At 34.9% G+C, this 22,975-nt stretch carries 17 protein-coding genes and 1 other RNA gene; 15 read left to right on the forward strand and 3 right to left on the reverse strand.

Going from position 1 to position 22,975, the window contains the following annotated elements:
* Positions 1-7: 7 nt before the first annotated feature.
* The 9 genes from infC (at position 8) to J3U74_RS06195 (ending at position 8,485) form a co-directional block, all read left to right on the forward strand.
* Positions 8-547, forward strand: coding sequence for a translation initiation factor IF-3 (infC, locus tag J3U74_RS06155; protein WP_065612958.1), 540 nt, complete (start codon positions 8-10; stop codon positions 545-547).
* Between the two features lie 84 nt (positions 548-631).
* Positions 632-829, forward strand: coding sequence for a 50S ribosomal protein L35 (rpmI, locus tag J3U74_RS06160; protein ID WP_065557738.1), 198 nt, complete (start codon positions 632-634; stop codon positions 827-829).
* Positions 830-861: 32 nt separating this feature from the next.
* Positions 862-1,215 carry a 50S ribosomal protein L20 gene (gene rplT, locus J3U74_RS06165; RefSeq protein WP_024496189.1) on the forward strand — a complete coding sequence of 118 codons (354 nt, stop codon included), beginning with the start codon at positions 862-864 and terminating at the stop codon, positions 1,213-1,215.
* A 218-nt stretch (positions 1,216-1,433) separates the two neighbouring features.
* The gene (gene pheS / locus J3U74_RS06170; RefSeq protein WP_220219590.1) at positions 1,434-2,417 is read left to right on the forward strand and encodes a phenylalanine--tRNA ligase subunit alpha; all 984 of its coding nucleotides are present in this window, start codon (positions 1,434-1,436) and stop codon (positions 2,415-2,417) included.
* Between the two features lie 16 nt (positions 2,418-2,433).
* A complete protein-coding gene (pheT, locus tag J3U74_RS06175) occupies positions 2,434-4,821 on the forward strand; it encodes a phenylalanine--tRNA ligase subunit beta (RefSeq protein WP_267329672.1) in 2,388 nt (795 codons plus the stop codon).
* A 4-nt stretch (positions 4,822-4,825) separates the two neighbouring features.
* Entirely contained in the window at positions 4,826-5,119 is a 294-nt protein-coding gene (locus J3U74_RS06180) for an integration host factor subunit alpha (protein WP_220219588.1), read from the forward strand.
* Positions 5,120-5,269: 150 nt separating this feature from the next.
* Positions 5,270-5,365, forward strand: an RNA gene (gene ffs, locus J3U74_RS06185) — signal recognition particle sRNA small type.
* A gap of 192 nt (positions 5,366-5,557) precedes the next feature.
* Positions 5,558-6,430, forward strand: coding sequence for a protease HtpX (gene htpX / locus J3U74_RS06190; RefSeq protein ID WP_220219587.1), 873 nt, complete (start codon positions 5,558-5,560; stop codon positions 6,428-6,430).
* Between the two features lie 111 nt (positions 6,431-6,541).
* Positions 6,542-8,485 carry a peptidase U32 family protein gene (locus J3U74_RS06195; protein ID WP_267329671.1) on the forward strand — a complete coding sequence of 648 codons (1,944 nt, stop codon included), beginning with the start codon at positions 6,542-6,544 and terminating at the stop codon, positions 8,483-8,485.
* Positions 8,486-8,754: 269 nt separating this feature from the next.
* Here the strand turns inward: J3U74_RS06195 and J3U74_RS06200 are convergent, their stop codons facing one another.
* Entirely contained in the window at positions 8,755-9,063 is a 309-nt protein-coding gene (locus J3U74_RS06200; protein WP_267329670.1) for a hypothetical protein, read from the reverse strand.
* A gap of 722 nt (positions 9,064-9,785) precedes the next feature.
* On the opposite strand from J3U74_RS06200, the gene fnr reads away from it, so the two are divergent.
* Positions 9,786-10,499: a fumarate/nitrate reduction transcriptional regulator Fnr gene (gene fnr / locus J3U74_RS06205; protein WP_220219584.1), complete on the forward strand. Its 714-nt coding sequence runs from the start codon at positions 9,786-9,788 to the stop codon at positions 10,497-10,499.
* Between the two features lie 53 nt (positions 10,500-10,552).
* Positions 10,553-11,584 (forward strand): YdgH/BhsA/McbA-like domain containing protein, encoded by a 1,032-nt coding sequence (locus J3U74_RS06210; RefSeq protein ID WP_220219583.1) that lies wholly within the window; start codon positions 10,553-10,555, stop codon positions 11,582-11,584.
* 68 nt (positions 11,585-11,652) lie between these two features.
* Here J3U74_RS06210 and hrpA read toward each other — a convergent pair whose 3' ends face one another.
* A complete protein-coding gene (gene hrpA, locus J3U74_RS06215) occupies positions 11,653-15,525 on the reverse strand; it encodes an ATP-dependent RNA helicase HrpA (protein ID WP_267329669.1) in 3,873 nt (1,290 codons plus the stop codon).
* A 72-nt stretch (positions 15,526-15,597) separates the two neighbouring features.
* Between hrpA and J3U74_RS06220 the strand changes: the two genes are divergently transcribed.
* The 4 genes from J3U74_RS06220 to J3U74_RS06235 all read left to right on the forward strand — a co-directional run bounded on the left by J3U74_RS06220 (position 15,598) and on the right by J3U74_RS06235 (position 21,439).
* Positions 15,598-16,008 (forward strand): META domain-containing protein, encoded by a 411-nt coding sequence (locus J3U74_RS06220; RefSeq protein ID WP_267329668.1) that lies wholly within the window; start codon positions 15,598-15,600, stop codon positions 16,006-16,008.
* Between the two features lie 324 nt (positions 16,009-16,332).
* Complete coding sequence (pykF, locus tag J3U74_RS06225) at positions 16,333-17,745, forward strand: pyruvate kinase PykF (protein WP_220219580.1); 1,413 nt, start codon at positions 16,333-16,335, stop codon at positions 17,743-17,745.
* 102 nt (positions 17,746-17,847) lie between these two features.
* A complete protein-coding gene (gene ppk1, locus J3U74_RS06230) occupies positions 17,848-19,905 on the forward strand; it encodes a polyphosphate kinase 1 (RefSeq protein ID WP_267329667.1) in 2,058 nt (685 codons plus the stop codon).
* Positions 19,906-19,969: 64 nt separating this feature from the next.
* Positions 19,970-21,439 (forward strand): exopolyphosphatase, encoded by a 1,470-nt coding sequence (locus tag J3U74_RS06235; RefSeq protein WP_416379789.1) that lies wholly within the window; start codon positions 19,970-19,972, stop codon positions 21,437-21,439.
* Positions 21,440-21,487: 48 nt separating this feature from the next.
* Here the strand turns inward: J3U74_RS06235 and J3U74_RS06240 are convergent, their stop codons facing one another.
* Complete coding sequence (locus J3U74_RS06240) at positions 21,488-22,948, reverse strand: DASS family sodium-coupled anion symporter (protein WP_267329665.1); 1,461 nt, start codon at positions 22,946-22,948, stop codon at positions 21,488-21,490.
* Positions 22,949-22,975 lie beyond the last annotated feature (27 nt).

Consider the following 22,975-nt stretch of genomic DNA (forward strand, 5'->3'; position numbering starts at 1 on the left):
ATGAGATATTAAAGTCAGTAAACGAATTCAGTCAACACGCGCGCATAAAATTAATGATGAAATAACTGCTCGCGAGGTGAGGTTAACCGGCGTTGACGGTGAACAGCTCGGTATTGTTAGCTTAGATGAAGCTTTAAAACAAGCTGAAGAAGCAACATTAGATTTAGTTGAAATAAGCCCTAATGCAGAGCCGCCTGTTTGTCGAATTATGGATTATGGCAAGTTCCTCTATGAAAAGAGTAAAGCAACAAAAGAACAGAAGAAGAAGCAAAAGGTTGTTCAGGTTAAGGAAATTAAATTCCGACCTGGTACAGATGAAGGCGACTATCAGGTAAAACTCCGCAGCCTGATTCGCTTTCTTGAAGATGGCGATAAAGCCAAAGTCACGTTACGTTTTCGTGGACGTGAAATGGCTCACCAACAGTTAGGAACTGAAATGCTTGATCGCATTAAAGAAGACTTAGCTGATTTGGCAATCATTGAATCTTATCCAACTAAGATCGAAGGTCGTCAAATGATTATGGTGCTAGCGCCGAAGAAGAAATAGTGGTTCAACAAGCTAATTTTTAGTTTACTAATCATTACACCATTATTTTATTTTTATTAACAATGCGAAGTGGAAATTATTAAAATGCCTAAAATTAAAACTGTAAAAGGCGCAGCAAAGCGCTTTAAAAAAACAGCTTCTGGTGGCTTCAAGCATAAACAAGCGAACAAAAGCCATATCCTAACTAAAAAATCAACTAAGCGTAAACGTCATTTACGTGGTTTGACTACTGTGTCAAAAGGCGATTTAGGTTTAGTTGTTGCGTGTGTTCCATACGCTTAATTTATTGGTTAATTATTTAGAGGATATAGTTTATGGCTCGTGTTAAACGTGGTGTTATTGCTCGTGCACGTCACAAGAAAATTTTAAAACAAGCAAAAGGTTATTATGGTGCTCGTTCACGTGTATATCGTGTTGCTTTCCAAGCAGTAATCAAAGCAGGACAATATGCTTACCGTGACCGCCGTCAACGTAAACGTCAATTCCGTCAATTATGGATTGTGCGTATCAATGCAGCTGCACGTCAATGTGGTCTTTCTTACAGCCGTTTTATTAATGGATTAAAGAAAGCATCTATTGAAATCGATCGTAAGATCCTTGCAGATATCGCTGTATTTGATAAAAATGCATTTGCTGCATTAGTTGAAAAAGCAAAAGCTGCACTTTAATAGCATTATAAGAGCCGAGTTATCTCGGCTTTTATGTTTATATTTAGAGTAAAATATTTTATTAAGAGTAGATTAAACATGAAATTAGTTATTTTTCGTTTCTTTTTTAGCTTTGTTAACAATCATCGTTCGTGAGGCATAAATAAAAAACGAAAAATAATTATAAAAGCCTCAGAAGAGGCTTTTTTTATGTAATGAACAATAAGCAGGAGAACTGTATGTCTCAATTAGTTGAACTGGTAAACAACGCCAAATCCGCTATTGAAAGTGCTAATGACATTAATACTATCGAACAGATTCGGGTGGAATATTTTGGTAAAAAAGGCTATTTTACAATGCAAATGGCTTCATTACGTGATGTTCCTGCTGATCAGCGCCCGGCTGTCGGTCAAAAAATTAATGATGCCAAACAAGAAGTCGTTGAAATATTAAATCAAAAACGCAGCTTTCTAGAGCGTCAAGCCCTTGATGCAAAATTAGCTAATGAAACAATCGATATCACCTTACCGGGTAAAACGCTTGAATTAGGTGGATTACATCCAGTTACTAAAACAATAAATCGTTTAGTTGAGTTTTTTGGCGAATTGGGATTTGCTGTTGAAACCGGTCCAGAAATTGAAGATGATTATCACAACTTTGATGCATTAAATATTCCTGCTCATCATCCTGCACGTGCCGATCACGATACATTTTGGTTTGATGCAAAACGTTTATTACGTACCCAAACTTCAACGGTACAAATTCGAACAATGGAAAGTCAAAAACCACCAATTCGAATTATTGCACCAGGAAGAACTTACCGTAATGATTATGATCAAACCCATACTCCAATGTTTCATCAAATGGAAGGGCTATTAGTTGATAAAGATATCAGCTTCACACACTTAAAAGGCCTTTTACATGATTTCCTCCATTGCTTTTTTGAAGAAGATATGGAAATACGTTTTAGACCGGGATACTTTCCGTTTACTGAACCGTCTGCCGAAGTCGATATTAAGGCTAAAAATGGTAAATGGCTAGAAGTGCTTGGTTGTGGAATGGTACATCCAAATGTCTTACGTAATGTGGGTATCGACCCAGACGTATATAGTGGTTTTGCCTTTGGTATGGGTATTGAACGGTTAACTATGTTACGTTACGGTGTCACTGATTTACGTTCTTTCTTTGAAAATGATTTACGTTTTTTAAAACAATTTAATTAATTCTGGAGATCAAAACATGAAATTTAGTGAAAGTTGGCTACGTGAATGGATCAATCCAGAAATTAGTAGCGAGATGTTAGCCGATCAATTAACCATGGCAGGATTGGAAGTCGATGATGTTGAAAAAGTTGCCGGTGATTTTTCGGGTGTCGTTGTTGGAAGGGTAGTTGAATGTAAACAACATCCTAATGCCGATAAACTACGGGTAACGAAAGTTGATATTGGTAAACCTGATTTACTGGATATTGTTTGTGGTGCACCAAATTGTCGTCAAGGTTTAACTGTTGCTTGTGCAACCATTGGAGCGGTGCTACCGGGTGATTTTAAAATTAAAGCGGCCAAATTACGTGGCGAACCTTCAGAAGGTATGCTTTGTTCATATTCAGAATTAGGTATTTCTGAAGATCACAATGGTATTATTGAACTGCCTGATGATGCACCTTTAGGACAAGATATCCGTGAATATCTAAACCTTAATGATGTTATGATCGATATTAGCGTTACGCCTAATCGGGCTGATTGTTTTGGTATCATTGGTGTTGCCCGAGATATCTCCGCAGTTAACAATATTCCAATGAAACAGCTTAATATTGAAAGTGTTCCAGCTACAATTGCTGATACATTACCAATTAACATCAATGAACCTAAAGCCGCTCCACGTTATCTTGGCCGAATAATAAAAAACATTGATGTTACTGCAACAACGCCACTTTGGATGAAAGAGAAATTACGTCGTGGTGGCATTCGCTCAATTGATGCGGTTGTTGATATTACTAATTATGTATTATTAGAGCTAGGTCACCCGATGCACGCATTTGATTTGGCACAAATCGATACAGGCATTATTGTACGTTATGCTCAGCAAGGTGAAAAACTTGTTTTATTAAACGGTAACGAAGTAAAACTAAATGATAAAACACTCGTTATTGCCGATCATCAGAAAGTATTGGCAATGGCCGGTATTATGGGTGGCGATAAATCGGGTGTAACAAACTCAACCAAAGATATCTTCCTTGAATCAGCATTTTTTGCACCATTGGCAATAACCGGTAAAGCTCGTGAATATGGTTTACACACTGAAGCTTCACATCGTTATGAACGTGGGGTTGACCCGTATTTACAACATGCTGCAATGGAGCGAGCAACTCAGTTGCTTATCGAGATTTGTGGTGGTGAAGTGGCACCTATTGTTGATGTTACTAATCAAAATGAACTACCAACACAAGCAACCATAAAACTGCGTCGAGAAAAGATAGATCGCATTATTGGTTATGCAATTGAAACGCAAAAAATTACAGATATTTTAGTAAGATTGGGCTGCATTGTTGAATCTACCAATGATCTTTGGACAGTTACTTCACCAAGTTGGCGTTTTGATTTACAGATTGAAGAAGATCTTGTTGAAGAAGTTGCTCGTATCTATGGATATAACAATATTCCGAATGAGCACATGAAAACTGAATCTGTCATGAAACCGAAACCGGAAAGCCAAATTTCATTGCGTCGAGTGAAAGATTTACTCGTAGATATGGGCTATCAAGAAGCAGTGACCTATAGTTTTGTCGATCCTAAAGTTCAACGAACGCTACACCCGGCTCAGCAAGACATAGTTTTACCTAACCCAATCTCAAGTGAAATGTCAGTAATGCGTTTATCATTATGGTCAGGATTATTAGACGCAGTAGCATATAATCAAAATCGTCAACAATCACGTATTCGTTTATTCGAAACGGGCTTGCGTTTTATACCGGATGAAAAATGTGAGTTTGGTGTTCGTCAAGAATTAATGTTATCCGGTGTTGTAACCGGTAATTTATATGATGAACATTGGGCATTACCTAAACAAAATGTTGATTTTTTTGATGTAAAAGGGGACTTAGAATCTATCTTTTCATTATTAGGTTGTACCGAAGAGGTTGAGTTTAAGAAATCTGATCTTGAAGCACTACATCCGGGACAAAGTGCAGCAATTTACATAAACAACGAACTTATTGGACATTTAGGGGTTTTACATCCAGAAATCGAAAAAAAATTATCTTTAAATAGTAAATCGCTTGTTTTTGAAATAAATTTAGCTAAAATTAATGGTAAAGAAGTACCTGTTGCTCAAGACCTTTCTAAGTATCCGTCAAATAAGCGAGATATTGCTATTGTAGTTTCTAACAAAGTTCCAGCAGCAGATATTATTGCTGAGTGTAAGCGTGCCGGTGGCGAGCAACTTATCAAAGTTAGTTTATTTGATGTATATCAAGGTGATAATATCAAAGCTGATCAAAAGAGCCTTGCTATCAGTTTGATTTTACAAGACAAATCACGTACACTTGAAGAAGAAGATATAACAAACATTGTAAGCAAATGCGTTATTGCTTTACAAAATCGTTTCAAAGCCATATTAAGAGAATAATCATATGACATTAACTAAAGCTGATATAGCAGATCGTCTTGCCGAGAAATTTGATATCGATCGTCAAGAAGCTAAAGTCCTTGTTGAACTTTTTTTTGAAGAGATTCGAGTCGCTTTAGAAAAAGGCGAGCCAGTTAAATTATCAGGTTTCGGTAATTTTGCCATACGTGATAAAAATTCACGTCCTGGACGTAATCCTAAAACAGGTGAAAGTGTTGATATTTCAGCTCGTCGAGTGGTTACATTCAGACCTGGCATTAAATTTAGAGAGCGTATAGAAAAAAATCTAACAATTTAATATTGTTGAATTAATTCTATAAGCATTCTTGCAAATAATCGCCTTTCTTTTGTTTAAGGCTTAAGAAAGGCCGATTAGTCTTTTTATTCAAAAAAATAGTTGTAAAATTTCAAATATTCAAGCATAATACTGCCTCTTCTATGGAGGCTCTATGGGTCCTCTTGCAACATTTCTTTGCTCATCAGGTCAGGTCCGGAAGGAAGCAGCCAAAGTAAAAAATATGTGTGTGGGATGTGGCTGATAGAGTCTCCACCCAACCTATTTAATTTTAAATTTATTTCCTTCTTCATACACCTAATCATCATTGCATAATAAATCCGCAAATAATTAATTATATTTAAATTTGAAATTAAATCAGTTGTCGCTTTTGACCTTTTTTGAGATCATATAAAAAGCTAATTTAATATATTAATAAAAACAATTATTGAGGATATGTTTATGATGCGAGTTGGATTATTTATTCTAACTAACTTAGCTGTTATGTTTGTATTTGGTATCATTTTAAGTTTATTACATGTTGATGCCCATAGTACCTTAGGATTGCTTATCTTTGCTGGCATTTTTGGTTTTGGTGGCTCTTTCATTTCTTTACTATTATCCAAAAAAATTGCTTTAAGTTCTGTTGGGGGGAAAATCATTACTCAGCCAAGAACGGCTCAAGAACAATGGTTAATTGATGTTGTGCGCCGTCAATCATCTGAGCTTAAGCTTAATATGCCCGATGTTGCTATTTACAATGCCTCTGATATCAATGCTTTTGCAACCGGTGCAACCAAAAATAACTCGCTTGTTGCGGTCAGTTCCGGACTATTAAATTCAATGACACAAGATGAAGCCGAGGCAGTAATTGGTCATGAAATGAGCCATATAGCCAATGGTGATATGGTAACAATGACTTTGTTACAAGGTGTGCTTAATACTTTTGTGATTTTTATCTCTCGCTTATTATCTTTTGCTGTTTCTCAAGCGCTTAATGAACGTGACAGCAAAGTTCCTTCTCATTTAGTTTATTTCCTAATTGTTATGGTATTTGAAACCATTTTTGGTATTTTAGCGAGTCTTATCGTAATGTGGTTTTCACGTTACAGAGAGTTTAAGGCTGATGCCGGGTCAGCGAAACTAGTCGGCGCAACAAAAATGATCGCTGCTCTTGAAAAATTGAAAGTCAGCCATGAACCAACTGAACAAGCTTCAATCCTCGCATTTTGTATTAATGGTGCTAAAAAAATCAAATTTTCAGAACTGTTTATGTCACATCCGCCTTTAGATAAACGTATTGATGCTTTACGTAATCAATCATTTATCGGTTAGTTTTTTACTTAAACGTATATGTTTTCTGAAACTTCTTGGCAAACATGGGTAATGTTCCCAATGTTTGCCAAATTGTATCTGTCCATTATTTACCATTCATGAGACGTAACCATGTTGCATCCTAAAAACGCTACGAATACATTAGAACTACTTAGCCCGGCTAAAAATATCGAAATTGCCAAACAAGCCATTTTACATGGTGCAGATGCTGTATATATTGGTGGGCCTAATTTTGGTGCACGCCATAACGCCGGTAATTCAGTTAGCGATATTGCGCAATTAGTCGAGTTTGCTCATCAGTATTACGCTAAAGTATTTGTCACTTTAAACACCATATTACATGACAATGAGCTAGAGCCGGCAAGGAAACTAATTTGGCAACTATATGATGCAGGCATTGATGCGTTAATTGTACAAGATATGGGGATTTTAAATTTAGATATTCCACCAATCGATTTACATGCCAGTACGCAAATGGATATCCGAACACCGGAGAAAGCAAAATTTTTATCGGATGTTGGTTTTTCTCAAATCGTTTTAGCCAGAGAGCTTAATTTAACAGAAATAGCAACCATTCATCAGCAAATCGATGCCAATATCGAGTTTTTTATTCATGGCGCACTTTGCGTGGCTTTTTCCGGTCAGTGTTATATTTCCCATGCACAAACAGGGCGGAGTGCAAATCGTGGTGATTGTTCTCAAGCATGTCGATTACCTTTCACTTTAAAAGATGATCAAGGGCGAATTGTCGCTTATGAAAAACATCTTTTATCAATGAAAGATAATAATCAGTCAAATAATTTAAAACAGCTTATAGAAGCAGGCGTAAGATCGTTCAAAATAGAAGGGCGGTATAAAGATGTAAGTTACGTCAAAAATATTACGTCATTTTATCGGCAAAAATTAGATGATATCTTATCTAATTCATCTGATTTTCGTCCAGCATCAAGTGGAAAAACTGAACACTTTTTCACTCCCGATCCTGATCGAACATTCCATAGAGGCAGCACCGATTACTTTGTTCGTGGCCGACAGCCAGATATAGGAGCATTTGATTCTCCAAAATTTGTCGGATTACAAATTGGTGAAATTATTAAAGTAACAAAGCAAAGTATCGACATCAGCACCAGCAAAAACTTAACCAATGGTGACGGGCTTAATGTACTGATTAAGCGTGAAAATTTCGGTTTTCGTGCCGATCGCGTTGAAAGAATATCAACTAATCTTTATCGAGTATTTCCTAATGAAATCCCAAAACCTCTTTTTTCAGTTAAATTGCCCTATGTCATCAATCGCAATTTAGATCACCTATGGCAACAAAATCTACTTAAAGATTCCAGCCAACGCCGTATAGCCTTAACCTTTACATTACGTAATTGCGATAAAGGTATCCAATTAGTCGCTAAAAGTGAAGAGGGGATAAGCGTTCAATTAGAGCTCCATGGCGAATTTGATCTTGCCCAACAACCTGAGAAAGCGATTAAAAATATTAAGGATAATTTATCCAAACTTGGACAGACTATTTATTATTTATCCCATTTAGAGATTGAACTTGAAACGGTCTATTTCATTCCTAGTAGCCAACTTAATCAACTAAGACGAGATATTATTACTAATCTCACTACAGCACGGTTAGCAAATTATCAACCGAAAAAACGTAAACCCGAAATTCAACCAGCGCCAATATATCCGGAAAATCAGTTAACTTTTTTGGCCAATGTTTACAATCATAAAGCCAGAGAATTTTATAATCAGCATGGCGTGACATTGATTGAAAGTGCTTATGAAGCGCATCAAGTTAAAGATGATGCGCCGTTGATGATTACCAAACATTGTTTACGATTTGCGTTCAATTTATGTCCAAAACAAGCCAAAGGAATTCAGGGCGTTAAAACCAAAGTTACGCCAATGAAATTAGTTCAAAATAACGAAGAATTGATTCTAAAATTCAACTGTAAAGCTTGTGAAATGCAGGTTTGGGGCAAAATCAAAAAGCATATTTTAAAAATGCCATTGCCTGGTTGTGAAGTTATTTTACTGACAAGTAATGATTAACATATTGATAATTATCGGATTATTATTTATTCGATAATTATTATAACCAATCATCTATTTAAGAATTTTAGCGATAAATAGCGAATATAAAAAGGTGTCATTTTAGTTCGTAATAATGTTGTTATTTAACATAATATACATTATTTGAATTTTAACTATTTGATTTAATTATAATTATTAAATTAAGTGCGTAATAATGGAAAATAGGGGACTTACTAACGTTTTTTTAAAAGAAAACACGCTAAAAAAATTTCTATTCATCTGCGAATTTAATTTATTTTTTTAATATGTATTGCTTCTTTCAAATTATCAAATTCATTAAAAATATATTCAACAGTTGAATCAAAAGACATATGGGGAACATATAGATGGATAATAGTTTGGTCATCTGTGAATGTAGCATATTGATTGTCTACGAATAATAATTTGTATTTTTTTGATAAATTTTCATACAATGATTCAAATTTAGATTTATTAAATGTTGCTGAAACAGATAGTAGTATATTTTCATCTTTTGAAAAAATAAGCGTTACTTTTGAGGCATCAAGTGGTAGTTCGCTGTCTTTTATCGTATACATTGGTCCTTTGGAATAATAATTAATTCCATTGTCAATTAAAGTATATTTTTCCTATGCTTCTTTTAATGTAGTTTTATGAATTTCAAGTCCAAATGGAGCTGGGTTGGCATAAAGTATTGAGCTGAACATTAAAGTAATTATAATTAATATTTTTTTCATTCCTAATTTCCTTTTATTATATGACTTTATAATTTTAGAACGTTTATAAAAGATCGAAATTTTGTATCATAGTATATTTATTTTTTAAAGAAAAATAGATGTGGAGAATGATTCTATTTAATAATTTAAGAAAATTAATAGAATCAGATAATTTCTATAAAAAAATAGTTCGCATAATGTTAATGCCGTTATGTTTAATTCGTAGGCTGTATAATGTTGGCCACCGCAGGTGGCTAACAGTCAAGAATTTAGCATAACGGCAGATTATGCGTACTAATTATGATATTGTTTCTTTCTTTTTGAATTATATTTCCAGCTTTTTGACATCTTATATACGTAGGATGCGTAATCATCCGCAAGGGAATCTATATTGGTGCGCATAATGTATATTATGTTAAATAATGAAATTAGAAGTTAAATAATATCATTTCGTTTTAATCGATACTATCTCCGCAATCTGTTACATCATTTAGTTAAATAAACATGATCGAACAAATTTCGTTTTATCTCAAAATATGGTAACCTTATCACCAAATTTAGAAACCACTCCCCTTAAGGATTGTATGCAAACTATAAATAAGACATTACGTTCAAAAAGTTGTGCTGTACCATGCGAGTTATGCAGTATGGGAGCATTTTGTATTCCAATGTTGCTTAATAATACGTTGGATAGTGTTTTAAAACGTAAGCAATCTTATTTAAAAAATGAAATTCTTATTAAAGCCAAAACACCTTTTACTAAATTCTTTATCATTCATTCCGGTGCATTAAAAACATTTGTTGTAACACCTGAAGGAAATGAACAAATTAATGGCTTTTATTTACCCGGCGATATTGTTGGCTTAGATGCTATTTCAACTAAGGTATATAACAACAATATTCAAGCTTTAAGTAATACTTTGGTTTGTGAACTCAATTATGATGAATTAATGTCGCTATTCCATACTCACAAAAATGTTAGAGATATGGTTTTAAACTTATTGAGTGCTGATATACATAATTTTCAGAAATTAGTGCTATGTTATTCTCAGAAAAAATCTGACGAACGACTGGCGACTTTTATATACTCTCTTTACACACGTTACGAACAACGAGGCCATTCATCTTTAAACATTAAATTGTCGATGAGTCGTGCTGATATTGCTAATTATTTAGGATTAACCATCGAAACTGTTAGCCGTAATCTATCAAAATTTCAAGAGCAGAATATTTTATCGGCGAAAGGAAAATATATATTTATCAATAATCTAAATGCTCTAATGGATTTGGCTAAATAAATTTTTATTTTTATGCTAAAATTATCAACATATTTATTGTAAGGTCTTTATTTATGACAAGTTTAAAGAAAACATTTATTGCTGCTACACTCGCACTAGTCCCTATCTCTTCGTTTGCTGCCCAGCAACTAAATGAAGAACAAGCAAATAGCATGCAATCATTTAAAAGTATCACTATTCGTGGTGCATTTTATACAGATAGTGATTATATAATGGCTATGTCTAAAGCAGCTGATAAAGAAGGAGCCGCTTCTTTCTATATCACTACAACAAATATAAGCCCTTCAAATGATACATTACGTATAGTTTACGCTAAATTATATAAAGCAGATGCACCTAAAGCGATTGAGAAAGAAGAAAGTCTTCGTCAATTTGAAGGTGTGTATGAATATCCTAAATCAAAAGCTATTCGATTAGAACCTTTTGATATTGTCCGTATTCGTGGCTACTTCCCTACTGATTATGACATCAACCAAGCTATAGCTAAAGAAGCTGCAAGTCATGGCGCTTATGCCTTTTATATCGACTCACGATCAGAATTAGGAAGTAATTTACAAGTTGCAGCTTACTTATTTAAGAAAGATGCGCCGGAGCGTAAACTACAACCGGAAAATGCAATTCCTTATGATTCTGAAGCTGGTCAACAAGCATTAGCTCAAGGTGGTGAAGCCGCTATGCAGGTTGAAAAACCGGGCTATTACTCACCATCATCATTTAATGAAAAATTCTATGCTGAAAAATTCAATAATAAAGTTATTGATAAAACAACAACCACTCAAACAGCGACAACCTCGACTTCAACTCAAACTGCTTCAGCAGTTCCGGTTGAACCGCAACGCGTAAATCGTTACACCGTCACTCTTCCTGATGGTCGTAAAATTCAAGAGCTTAACGATGCTACAGCAGCTAAAATGGTGGCATTTAATACGATCAAGTTCAGAGGATACTATGTGACTGATCAAGAAATTTCTTATCAAGCAGGTAAACGAGCGATTGATGCTGGTGCTAAATATTACCATATAGCACGAGTTGCTCACGATTCGAATGGACCAAATATCACTGTTTTTGTCGATCTATATCGATAATATCAAAACAAAAATGGGCGCCGGTGCGCCCTACTTTTTCTAACTTAATTTAATATCACCCACTGCTTTTAAAGCTCCGATTTGACCTGATCAATCTGTTGTTTAATTCTTTTGGCTGAAATAGGATAAGGTGTACCAAGTTGTTGAGCAAATAAATTGACTCTTAATTCTTCAATCATCCATCTTATATTTACTACTTGCTGTTGTAATCGTTGATTTTCAGTCAAACTATTTAGCCAATTTTCATATAGATTTTTGACCTCTTCCACTGTATTCATCGCTTGCCTATCTTTTGACGCATTTTGCATTAATTTTTCAATACGCTTATCAATGGCTAATAAGTAACGATGAATATCATTAAGTCGATGATAGCCCGATTTTGCGACAAATCCTTTATATATCAGATTATTTATTTGTTGTTTGATATCAGATAAAGCAAAAGCTAATGATAAATCAACTCGTCCTTTTAACTTTTTATTGATATTAAAGTGGAGAGTTAAAATAGATTCTACTTGTTTAGCAATATCCACGACGGTTTCATTAATGTGAGCCTTAGTATAATCTAAAAGCTGTTGATATTGTTCCTGATTCTCAATGGTTTGATTATTTTTTTCAATCAGATAATCAACAGCACAAGCTATACAATCATCAATGAGCGACAGCACTGTACCAAATGAATTAAAATATAATCCTAATTTTGATTTATTCGGCAATTTTTCATGCAAATATTTGATTGGTGAAGGAATATTTAATATAAGAAGACGCCTTAACCCCAATTTAGTTAAGCGTTGTTGCTCTTGTTTTGAATCAACCAATTTAATACTGACAGAGTTTTGATTATCTATAATAGTTGGATAAGCTTTAACGACATAATTTTTCTGCTTCGCTTCGTAGATGTTCGGTAAAGTACCAAAGTTCCAGTCAGTTAAATTATCTTGCTCTAATGATATCGATTTTTTTTCGGTTAATGAAGATAATGCTTGTTGTACTTGAGTTTTTAACTGTTCTTTAAGTTTATCTAAATCTTTACCGAAAGCAATTTCCTTATTGTTATCAACAATACTGAAACTCATTTTTAAATAATCCGGGATTTGATCTAGTTGCCAATCTTCATTGGTAATTTTCACCCCAGTCATTTTCCTAAATTCAGTTTCTAAGGTTTCCAGTAATGGTTGATTAGTAGCCCCTACCCGATTTAAAAAAGCTTGAGCATAATTTGGTGCAGGTACCAGATTTTTTCTTAATGATTTAGGTAATGATTTGATTAAAGCTATTACTAGATCTTCTCGAAAACCAGGAACTTGCCAATCGAAACCTCGATTTTTGACTTGATTTAAAATATTAATGGGAATGGTTATTGTGACGCCGTCACGTTTATCGCCGATATCAAATTGATAACTTAGCGGTAATTTTAATTGGTCTTGATACCAAAAATCAGGAAAATCATTTAAGTTAACTGATTGAGCTGATTGATTAATCAGCATATTCTTCTCAAAATTAAGAAAATCCGGATCCGTTTTTTGCTTAGTTTTCCACCATGAATCAAAATGTTTTGCCGATATCACCGACTTATCAATACGCTGATTATAAAAATTAAATAGCTCATTATCATCAATTAAAATATCTTGACGTCGGGACTTATGTTCAAGATCTTCAACCTCTTCTATTAATTTCTGATTTTGTTTATAAAATTTATGATTGGTTAACCAATCACCTTCAACAAGAGCATGTCGAATAAACAGGCTACGACTTAAAACCGGATCGATTTTGCTATAATTGACTATTCGGCTTGCAACAATAGGTAGACCAAACAAAGTGACCTTTTCATTAGCAATTGTCGTTCCTTGCTTTTTAGACCACCTTGGTTCACTGTAACTATATTTCACCAAATGTTTAGCGACAGGTTCAATCCATTCTGCTTCGATCTTGGCCGCCGTTCTTCCCCATAAGCGGCTGGTCTCAACTAATTCACTGGCAATGCACCATTTAGGCTGATTTTTGAAAATTGCCGAGTTGGGAAAAATAGCAAACTTGATATTGCGAGCGCCAATGTATTCATGTTTTTCCAGCTCTTTCATTCCAACATGTGAAAGTAATCCACATAATAAAGCAACATGCAGCGAACGATAATCAGCTAACTGGCTATTTATCGGAAAAGCTAACTGTTTAATAGTTTGCCTAATTTGAGTATAGACATCTTGCCATTCTCGAATTCGCAGATAATTTAAAAACTCTTTTTGACAAAGTCGCCTAAATTGATTTCCCGATAATTCTTGCTGTTGAGTTTTAATATAATTCCATAAATTAATATATGAAATGAAATCAGACTGTTTATCAGCAAAGCGGCGATGCTTCTCATCAGAAGCTTGTTGTTTATCAAATGGCCGTTCTCTTGGATCTTGAATAGACAAAGCAGCGGTGATAATCATGATCTCTTTAGTACAACCCAACCTTCTTGCTTCAACTAACATTCTGGCTAATCGAGGATCAATGGGTAATTGCGCTAAAATTTTACCGATATCAGTAAGATGATATCGATGATGTTTAGTATAAAGGGCACCAAGTTCTTCTAATAAACGAATACCGTCACGAATATATTTAGAATCCGGCGCCTGAACAAAAGGAAAAGCCGCTATATCCCCCAAACCCAGAGCAGTCATTTGTAAAATAACCGAAGCAAGATTAGTTCGAAGAATTTCCGGCTCTGTAAATTCCGGTCGTGATAGGAAATCTTGTTCATCATATAAACGTATACAGATCCCATCCGATGTTCGGCCACAACGCCCCTTTCGTTGATTTGCTGATGCTTGTGAAATTGGTTCAATAGGTAGACGTTGTACTTTTGTGCGGTAACTATATCGACTAATTCTAGCAAGTCCGGGATCAATCACATATTTAATACCCGGAACAGTCAATGATGTTTCAGCAACATTGGTGGCAAGCACGATTCGTCTTTTCGTATGTGATTGAAATATTCGATTCTGCTCAGAGTTTGATAGCCTTGCATAAAGTGGTAATACATCAGTGTGACGAAGTTGCAACTTGTTAAGCGTATCGGCAAGATCTCGAATTTCACGTTCACCGGTTAGGAATATTAAAATATCGCCGTTACTTTCTGCTGAAAGTTCGTCAATAGCATCGATAATTGGCTGAAAATCACTATTTTTTTCAACTTCACTATCGTTATTGTCAAAAATTGGCGGTCTATATCTGACTTCTACCGGGTAGGTTCTACCTGATACTTCAACAACCGGAGCATGATTAAAGTGGTTTGAAAATCGCTCAACATCAATGGTTGCCGAGGTAATAATAACTTTTAAATCGGGTCGCTTAGGTAGTAATTGTTTTAAATAACCTAAGATAAAATCGATATTTAAACTTCTTTCATGTGCTTCATCGATGATAATAGTATCATACTGCAATAAAAGTTTATCTTTTTGGATTTCAGCCAATAAAATGCCGTCAGTCATTAATTTAATTAATGTTGTATCACTTACCTGATCAGAAAATCTTACTTTATAGCCGACTAACTGCCCTATTTCTGTATGTAACTCTTCAGCAATCCGATTAGCGACAGAGCGTGCTGCTAATCGTCGAGGTTGTGTATGGCCTATAAACCCTTTAACACCTAAACCTAACTCTAAACATATTTTGGGAATTTGAGTGGTTTTACCCGATCCGGTTTCGCCGGCAATAATAACAACTTGATTATCTCTTATCGCATTAAAGATATCCTGTCTTTTTTCGACAACCGGTAAATTTTCCGGAAAAACAATCTGTTCTGGAAGCGTTTTGAGCCTGGTTTGGTAATGCAAAACAGCTTGATCAATAAGCGAGTCAATTTCTGCCGTATTTTGATTATGTTTGGCCAGTTTAGAGATTTTAAATTTATCTAAGAAAGTCATCGATTCTAAGAATTTTAATTGCTGCTGAGATAACATAGGGAGTAAAATATAAGAATTATTTTTAATTAAACTAATTATAACAAATTTTATTTATCATTAGGAGTCAATATGAAAAAGACCTTATTGCTAATTACTTGTGCATTAATCATGTCGGGCTGTGGTGAATCAACAAAAGTTAAGGCCGAAGATTTACAACATCACCGTTTTATATTGGTCAAAGCAAATGGTGAAAGCATCTCTCCGGAAAATCCTGCCGAAATCGTATTTGGCGAAAATATGCATATTATGGGTAACATGTGTAATCGTTTTGTTGCTAATGCAACTTTTGAAAATCAAATCCTTAAAGCTCCAGGTCTGGCCATGACAAAAATGCTATGTCCCGATACAAAACTTAATGAACTCGATGCAACCATTGAAGCGTTATTTACTGAAGGTGCCAATGTCGAATTAAATAAAGACACTTTAACCTTAAAAAATAAGAATAATGAATTAGTCTACCAATTAAAAGATTTGATGTAATTAAAAGTCAAACTTGCCTTGTAACTTTTGCAAAAATGATTGAGTTGGCTGTATTTGATAATATTGTGTTAAGAAATAATTAATGATAAAAAACTTTATTTAAAATAGAGTTAAGACTATAATGGCAAAAGTTTTTTTAGGATCCACATTTTGATGAAAATGACCAATTCTTCAAATATTTTAATTATGTTGAATAACTACTTATCAGTTATTTATAACCTCTTATATACCATTCATACCAATGCAAAGACATTGGTTTTTTTTTGTACAAAACCGATTTATATAAAATTTAAACATTAACCTTAACAACTAGTAGATAATATTATGAAAAAGACAAAAATAGTTTGTACCATTGGCCCTAAATCAGAATCAAAAGAGATGTTAGCAAAATTATTAAATGCAGGCATGAATGTAATGCGTTTAAACTTCTCTCATGGGGATTATGAAGAGCATGGTAATCGTATTAAAAATTTACGTGAAGTAATGCAAGAAACTGGCTTGAAAGCCGCTATTATGTTAGATACTAAAGGGCCTGAAATTCGGACTATCAAATTAGAAGGTGGTAATGACGTATCGCTTGTTGCAGGGCAAACTTTCACATTTACAACGGATGAAACTGTGGTCGGTAATTCAGAGCGTGTGGCTGTAACTTATAAAGGTTTTGCGCATGATCTTAAACCAGGCAACCGAGTTTTAGTCGATGACGGTTTGATCGCTATGGATGTTCAAGAAGTTAAAGGTAATGAAGTAATTTGTAAAGTATTGAACAACGGTGACTTAGGTGAAAATAAAGGTATCAACTTACCGGGTGTTTCAATCAAATTACCTGCCCTTGCTGAAAAAGATAAAAACGATCTTATTTTTGGTTGTGAACAAGGCGTAGACTTTATTGCTGCTTCTTTTATTCGTAAACGTTCTGATGTTGAAGATATCCGTGCTCATCTTAAAGCTCACGGTGGTGAAGATATCAAAATTATATCAAAAATTGAAAACCAAGAAGGTCTGGATAATTTTGATGAAATCCTTGAAGCATCTGACGGTATCATGGTTGCTCGTGGTGACTTAGGTGTTGAAATCGCTGTTGAAGAAGTTATTTTTGCCCAAAAAATGATGATTAAAAAATGTAATAAAGCTTCTAAACCAGTGATCACAGCTACACAAATGCTAGATTCAATGATTAAAAACCCACGTCCAACTCGTGCCGAAGCTGGTGATGTGGCTAATGCGATCATCGACGGTACCGATGCAGTAATGTTATCTGGCGAAAGCGCAAAAGGTAAGTATCCGCTTGAAACGGTAAATGTAATGGCAACCATTTGTAAGCGTACCGATATCACCATTCCTGCTTCGTTAGAGTTAACAGCCAAAGAAGAAAAATTGCGCATCACTGCAGCTGTTTGTTGTGGTGCAGTTGAAATTGCTGAACGATTAAATGTACCACTCATTGTGGTTGCAACTCGCAGTGGTAAATCAGCACGCGAACTTCGTCACTATTTCCCTAAAGCTAAAATTTTAGCGCTATCTTCTAGCCAAAAAACAGTTAACCAATTAGCCTTATCTAAAGGTGTGCAACCAATTTTAATCGATGCCATTAATTCGACTGATGATTTTTATCGTTTAGGTAAAGAAATGGCCGTTAAGGTTTGTGGTTTACAACAAGGTGATACTATCGTTATGGTATCTGGTGCTTTAGTACCAAGTGGCACAACTAACACAACATCAGTACACCGTATCTAATATTTGTTAAATAAATAATAAAAAGCTAGCGTATTGCTAGCTTTTTTTTTCACTTAAGTTATTCTGTAATACATCAAATAATTGTATGGTAAGAGATAACAAATGATAGAAGAAACAGTATATTTACCAAAAGAACTAAGTTGGTTATCATTTAATCAACGCGTATTACAAGAAGCTGCTGATGAAAGTAACCCGCTTATTGAACGTGTTCGATTTTTAGGAATATACTCAAGTAATCTTGATGAGTTTTATAAAGTACAATTTGCTAATTTAAAAAAGTATGTCTTAATTGAGCAAGAACAAGTTCAATCTTCCTCCACAGCAAAAAATTTATTACGTCAAGTTAATCAAAAAGTCATTCAGCTGGAATTACAATTCGATCAGCTTTATAACGAGCTGTTATTAGAAATGGCAAGAAATCAGATTTTTTTGATTAACGAAAGGCAACTCACCTCTTATCAAGAAAATTGGATAAAAAATTATTACAAACAAAACTTAAGGCAATACATCACCCCTATTTTACTCGATAGCCATACTGAACTCATTCAATTTTTAAAAGATGACCATGCCTATTTAGCTGTTGAAATCATATGTGAAGATAGCATTAGTTATGCCTTGCTTGAATTACCGACTGATAATGCACCACGTTTTGTATTGTTACCGTCTGAATTCTCAACCAAAAACAAATCAATTATCTTTCTTGATAATATTTTACGTTATTGTTTATCCGATATATTCAAAGTTTTTTTTGATGCTGTAGAATTAAACGCCTATTCAATCAATATAAATCGAGACGCCGAATACGAGTTAAATACGGAATTAGATAGCCTGCTTGAATTAATGTCACAAGGATTAAAACAACGATTAACCGCCCAGCCAGTTCGTTTTACTTATCAAAAAGATATGCCCAAAGCGCTTTTTGAATTACTGATTAATAAATTAAGATTAACTGAGCAAGATGCCATGCCAGGTGGGCGTTATCCAAATTTTAAAGATCTTGCTAATTTTCCGGATCTGGGCGTTAAACATCTGCTCAATAAACGTTTGCCTAGTCTTGCCTATAATCGTTTTAAACAATTTAGAAATGCATTTGCCACAATCAACGATCGTGATGTTTTACTGTATTATCCTTATTACTCTTTTGGTCATGTTCTGGAAATAATGCGACAGGCTTCTTTTGATCCGGCTGTTACGCATATTCGAATGAACATCTACCGTGTTGCTAAAGATTCAAGATTTATTCATGCTGCGATTAATGCGGCAAATAATGGTAAAAAAGTGACGGTTGTGGTTGAGCTACAAGCACGTTTTGATGAAGAAGCAAATATCAAATGGGCAAAACGATTAATCAGTAGCGGAATTAAAGTTATCTATTCTCAGCCAAAATTAAAAATTCATGCAAAACTATTTTTGATCGACCGAAAAGAAGACGACAGAATAGTAAGATATGCCCACATTGGTTCGGGAAATTTCAATGAAAAAACCGCAAGAGTTTATACCGATTTTTCGTTACTAACGGCAGATCCGGCAATCACTGGTGAAGTGCTAAAAGTGTTTAACTTTATTGAAAACCCATTTAAGCCGGTAACTTTTCACCATTTATTAGTTTCGCCACAAAATACACGATTACGCTTTCATGAATTTATTGAAAGAGAAATCAATAATGCCAAAGCCGGGAAACCTTCAGGCATTTATCTCAAACTCAATGCAATAACTGATAAAGAGATGATAAATCAACTCTATAAAGCTTCATGTGCTGGCGTGAAAATACGCATGATTGTGCGAGGTACCTGTATACTCGTTCCTCAAATTCCTAATTTAAGTGAAAATATCTATGTAACCAGTATTGTTGACCAGTATCTCGAACATGCTCGAGTTTATATTTTCGAAAATGACGGTAATAAAGATACCTACATATCATCTGCCGATTGGATGCCTAGAAATCTTGATAACCGGATTGAGGTCGGAGTAAAAATATTTGATCTGACATTAAAATCCACTATTCATAATATTTTCAATATTCAGTGTAATGACAATGTCAAAGCTCGAATTATCGATAAAGATAATATGAACAATTATGTCCAAAGAGGTAATAAAAAGAAAGTGCGAGCACAGCGGGCAATTTATGATTATCTAAAACAATTAGAATCGGCAAGTTAAGGATTTGAATGTGAATAAATTTGATGAATATGCAGTTATTGATCTCGGCTCGAATAGTTTTCATATGGTCATTGCACGTTGTATAGATGGTGCTACACAAATTATTTACAAAAATAAAAAAAATATTCATTTAGCTACCGGGTTAAATGAATTCTATGAGCTAAGCGAGTCAAGTATTAAACGAGGTATTGAATGTCTTGCGCTCTTTGCTGAACGGCTAAATGGATTTCCACCGGAAAATGTTCGAATTGTTGCTACCTATACGCTGCGCATTGCCAGCAATCGGCATCAATTTCTAGCCGAAGCGGCTAAGGTTCTACCCTACCCGATTGAAATTATCTCCGGACAAGAAGAAGCCCGTTTAATCTATTTAGGTACCATGACAGCTGAAGCAACCGCCGAAGATGATACCAAATTTGTTATTGATATTGGTGGTGGATCGACTGAAATTGCCATTGGTCGAGGAAACGATCTCAAACCATTTATTGTGGCAAGTCGACCAATGGGCTGTGTGACTTACACTAAGCAATTTTTTCCACAAAAGACCATTGACCGATATTCATTTTTAAGAGCTAAACTGGCAGCTGAACAACAAATTGAAAATCTTATTACCACAATAAAAAGACAAAATATCAGTGCCGCATTTGGCACTTCCGGCACAATTAAAAGTATTTACAAAATATTATTAGATTTAGGTGTCAGCGACGGTATCATTACGCCTAAACGCTTGGATGATTTAATCAGTTATATCTTAGAATTCAAGTCTTTTCATGAAATTGACTATCCATCACTTTCTGAAGAAAGAAAAAACGTTTTCGTCAGCGGGTTAGCAATATTTAGTGGCGTTTTTAACGCATTAGGCTTAAAAGAGCTTCAATTTAGCCCATGCGCATTACGTGAAGGGGTTTTGTATGAACTGATCGACGGTCCAAATTATCGGGATATAAGACAAACAACAGCAGAATCACTCTCTCAGCATTACAACATTGATGAACGTCATGCTAAACAAGTGGTTAAAACGGCAAAGTATCTTTTTTCACAATGGAAAGCGCAAACTTCGACTAATATTCCACAACATTTAGAATCTATCCTCTATTGGGCAGCGCAGCTCCATGAAGTGGGACTGAAAATAAATTTTTCATCAATACACAAACATTCGAGTTATATTCTGTTAAATAGTAACTTACCCGGATTCAATGAAGAACAACAACTTTTATTGTCTACCCTTGTTCGTTATCACCGAAAGTCAATTAACATTGATGAACTGCCCTATTTTAGTTTATTCGAATACAAACATATCATCTCGTTATTGCAGATTTTGCGGCTTGCCGTTTTATTTAATAACCAGCGTAATAACGATCTGGATCTCACTGCATTTAGATTAAAATTAAACAGTGATAAATTGAGCAAACTGACGATAGAACTCAACGAAAAGTTTGTTGAAAATAATAAATTAATCTTGCTTGATTTAGAGCAGGAGCAGAAATATTGGAAATCGGTTAACGATTGGAAATTATCGATTGAAATGTTTTAATCACTCAAAAAAAACCGCCAGTAAAACTGGCGGTGATAAACTAAGCTTTTAGCCTAATCCAATGATTTTCCACCATAAAATACCAATAGTGAAAACAATAATTAAATTTACTACGCTACAAATGAAACCGACTTTCCACCATGTTTTAACCGGTACAAAGCCTTCAGCAAACAGTAACGGGTTACGGGCATTAGCGAATTGGGTAATCGAACCAAAATAGTTAGTACAAATAACTAATGCAAAAATGGCAATCATTTGCGGCACGCCGAGTGCTAAAGCAACCGTTAAAAATACCGGGAATAAAGCAGCAATATGCGCATTACCACTCGCAAAGAAGTAATGTAGATAAACATAAGCTACACACAAAATCACAATGACTAAAACCCAGCTACTATCCCCTAAGTGACCTTTAACCGCATTACCAATTGTATCGCCTAGCCATTTAGTTACGCCTAGTTTATTCACTTGCCCTGCCATCATCAATAATGCAGCAAACCAAATCAAAGTATCCCAAGCGGCCTTTTCACCCTTGATGTCCTCCCAGCTAAGTACGCCGGTTAAAATTAAAATTGTTAAACCGATAAATGCAGTAGTGGTTGAGTCAATACCGAAATTTTTACCAAAAATCCACAAGCCTAACAGTAATACAACAGTTGTACCCATAATAATTTCTTTAAAGGTCACACAACCCATTTTTTCAAGTTCTTCGGTGGCTAATTTAGGCGCTTCTGGTGTCTTTTTAAGTTCAGGATTGGTTAAAAAGTAGATAACTAAAGGAATAACAATAAATGAGACTAAACAAGGTACGATAGCCGCCATAAACCATTGTCCCCAGCCTAAAGTAATACCAAGTTGACTTGTTACTAATTTGGCTGCCAGCAAGTTGCCGGTAAAGGCAGTTAAAAACATTGCCGATGTAATATCATTTACATGACTAATGGTTAACATTAAGAAAGTGCCAATACGATTTCTTGATTCATCTTTTGGACTCGAATTAAAATTAATCGCTAACGCTTCAGCGATTGGATATATTACCCCACCTGCACGAGCTGTCGTACTAGGAATAGCTGGAGCTAATGCCATATCCGTTACTGACAGGCCGTAAGCTAAACCTAACGTATTTTTACCTAAAATTTTAACCAGATAATAAGCTATACGCTTACTTAACCCTGTTTTGATAAAACCACGTGCAATCATAAAAGCAATAACAATAAGCCAAATAAGGCTACTGTTTAATTCGCTTAATGAAATTTTAATTGCATCTGTTGCTGTTGCCGCTCCTGACGGTCTTAAAACCGCAAATACTGTTATCGCTAATAATCCAATTGCACCAATTGGCATAATTTCAGCGACAATACAGGCAATAGTAGCAACAAAGATGATACTGGTGTGCCAACCTTCAATACTAATTCCTTCTGGCGGAGAAACAAATTGCCATAATATTGCTGAAATAGCGGCAATAATTATGAGCGGTAACCATTTGACAGGTGGTTTTTTCACTGTGTTCATAGTATTTTCCTTTTTAATTAAAAATGA

It is taken from the genome of Gilliamella sp. B3892 (assembly GCF_026536305.1).
In the GTDB taxonomy this organism is placed as follows: Bacteria; Pseudomonadota; Gammaproteobacteria; order Enterobacterales; family Orbaceae; genus Gilliamella.

What these genes read in the sequence shown, in the direction of transcription:
- pheT (WP_267329672.1), top strand. Translation starts at nt 2,434, where the DNA reads ATGAAATTTAGTGAAAGTTGGCTACGTGAATGGATCAATCCAGAAATT.
- J3U74_RS06200 (WP_267329670.1), bottom strand. Translation starts at nt 9,063, where the DNA reads ATGTATACGATAAAAGACAGCGAACTACCACTTGATGCCTCAAAAGTA.
- rpmI (WP_065557738.1), top strand. Translation starts at nt 632, where the DNA reads ATGCCTAAAATTAAAACTGTAAAAGGCGCAGCAAAGCGCTTTAAAAAA.
- hrpA (WP_267329669.1), bottom strand. Translation starts at nt 15,525, where the DNA reads ATGTTATCTCAGCAGCAATTAAAATTCTTAGAATCGATGACTTTCTTA.
- J3U74_RS06210 (WP_220219583.1), top strand. Translation starts at nt 10,553, where the DNA reads ATGACAAGTTTAAAGAAAACATTTATTGCTGCTACACTCGCACTAGTC.
- J3U74_RS06220 (WP_267329668.1), top strand. Translation starts at nt 15,598, where the DNA reads ATGAAAAAGACCTTATTGCTAATTACTTGTGCATTAATCATGTCGGGC.
- J3U74_RS06180 (WP_220219588.1), top strand. Translation starts at nt 4,826, where the DNA reads ATGACATTAACTAAAGCTGATATAGCAGATCGTCTTGCCGAGAAATTT.
- pykF (WP_220219580.1), top strand. Translation starts at nt 16,333, where the DNA reads ATGAAAAAGACAAAAATAGTTTGTACCATTGGCCCTAAATCAGAATCA.
- ppk1 (WP_267329667.1), top strand. Translation starts at nt 17,848, where the DNA reads ATGATAGAAGAAACAGTATATTTACCAAAAGAACTAAGTTGGTTATCA.
- J3U74_RS06195 (WP_267329671.1), top strand. Translation starts at nt 6,542, where the DNA reads ATGTTGCATCCTAAAAACGCTACGAATACATTAGAACTACTTAGCCCG.
- rplT (WP_024496189.1), top strand. Translation starts at nt 862, where the DNA reads ATGGCTCGTGTTAAACGTGGTGTTATTGCTCGTGCACGTCACAAGAAA.
- J3U74_RS06240 (WP_267329665.1), bottom strand. Translation starts at nt 22,948, where the DNA reads ATGAACACAGTGAAAAAACCACCTGTCAAATGGTTACCGCTCATAATT.
- htpX (WP_220219587.1), top strand. Translation starts at nt 5,558, where the DNA reads ATGATGCGAGTTGGATTATTTATTCTAACTAACTTAGCTGTTATGTTT.
- pheS (WP_220219590.1), top strand. Translation starts at nt 1,434, where the DNA reads ATGTCTCAATTAGTTGAACTGGTAAACAACGCCAAATCCGCTATTGAA.
- J3U74_RS06235 (WP_416379789.1), top strand. Translation starts at nt 19,970, where the DNA reads ATGGTCATTGCACGTTGTATAGATGGTGCTACACAAATTATTTACAAA.
- fnr (WP_220219584.1), top strand. Translation starts at nt 9,786, where the DNA reads ATGCAAACTATAAATAAGACATTACGTTCAAAAAGTTGTGCTGTACCA.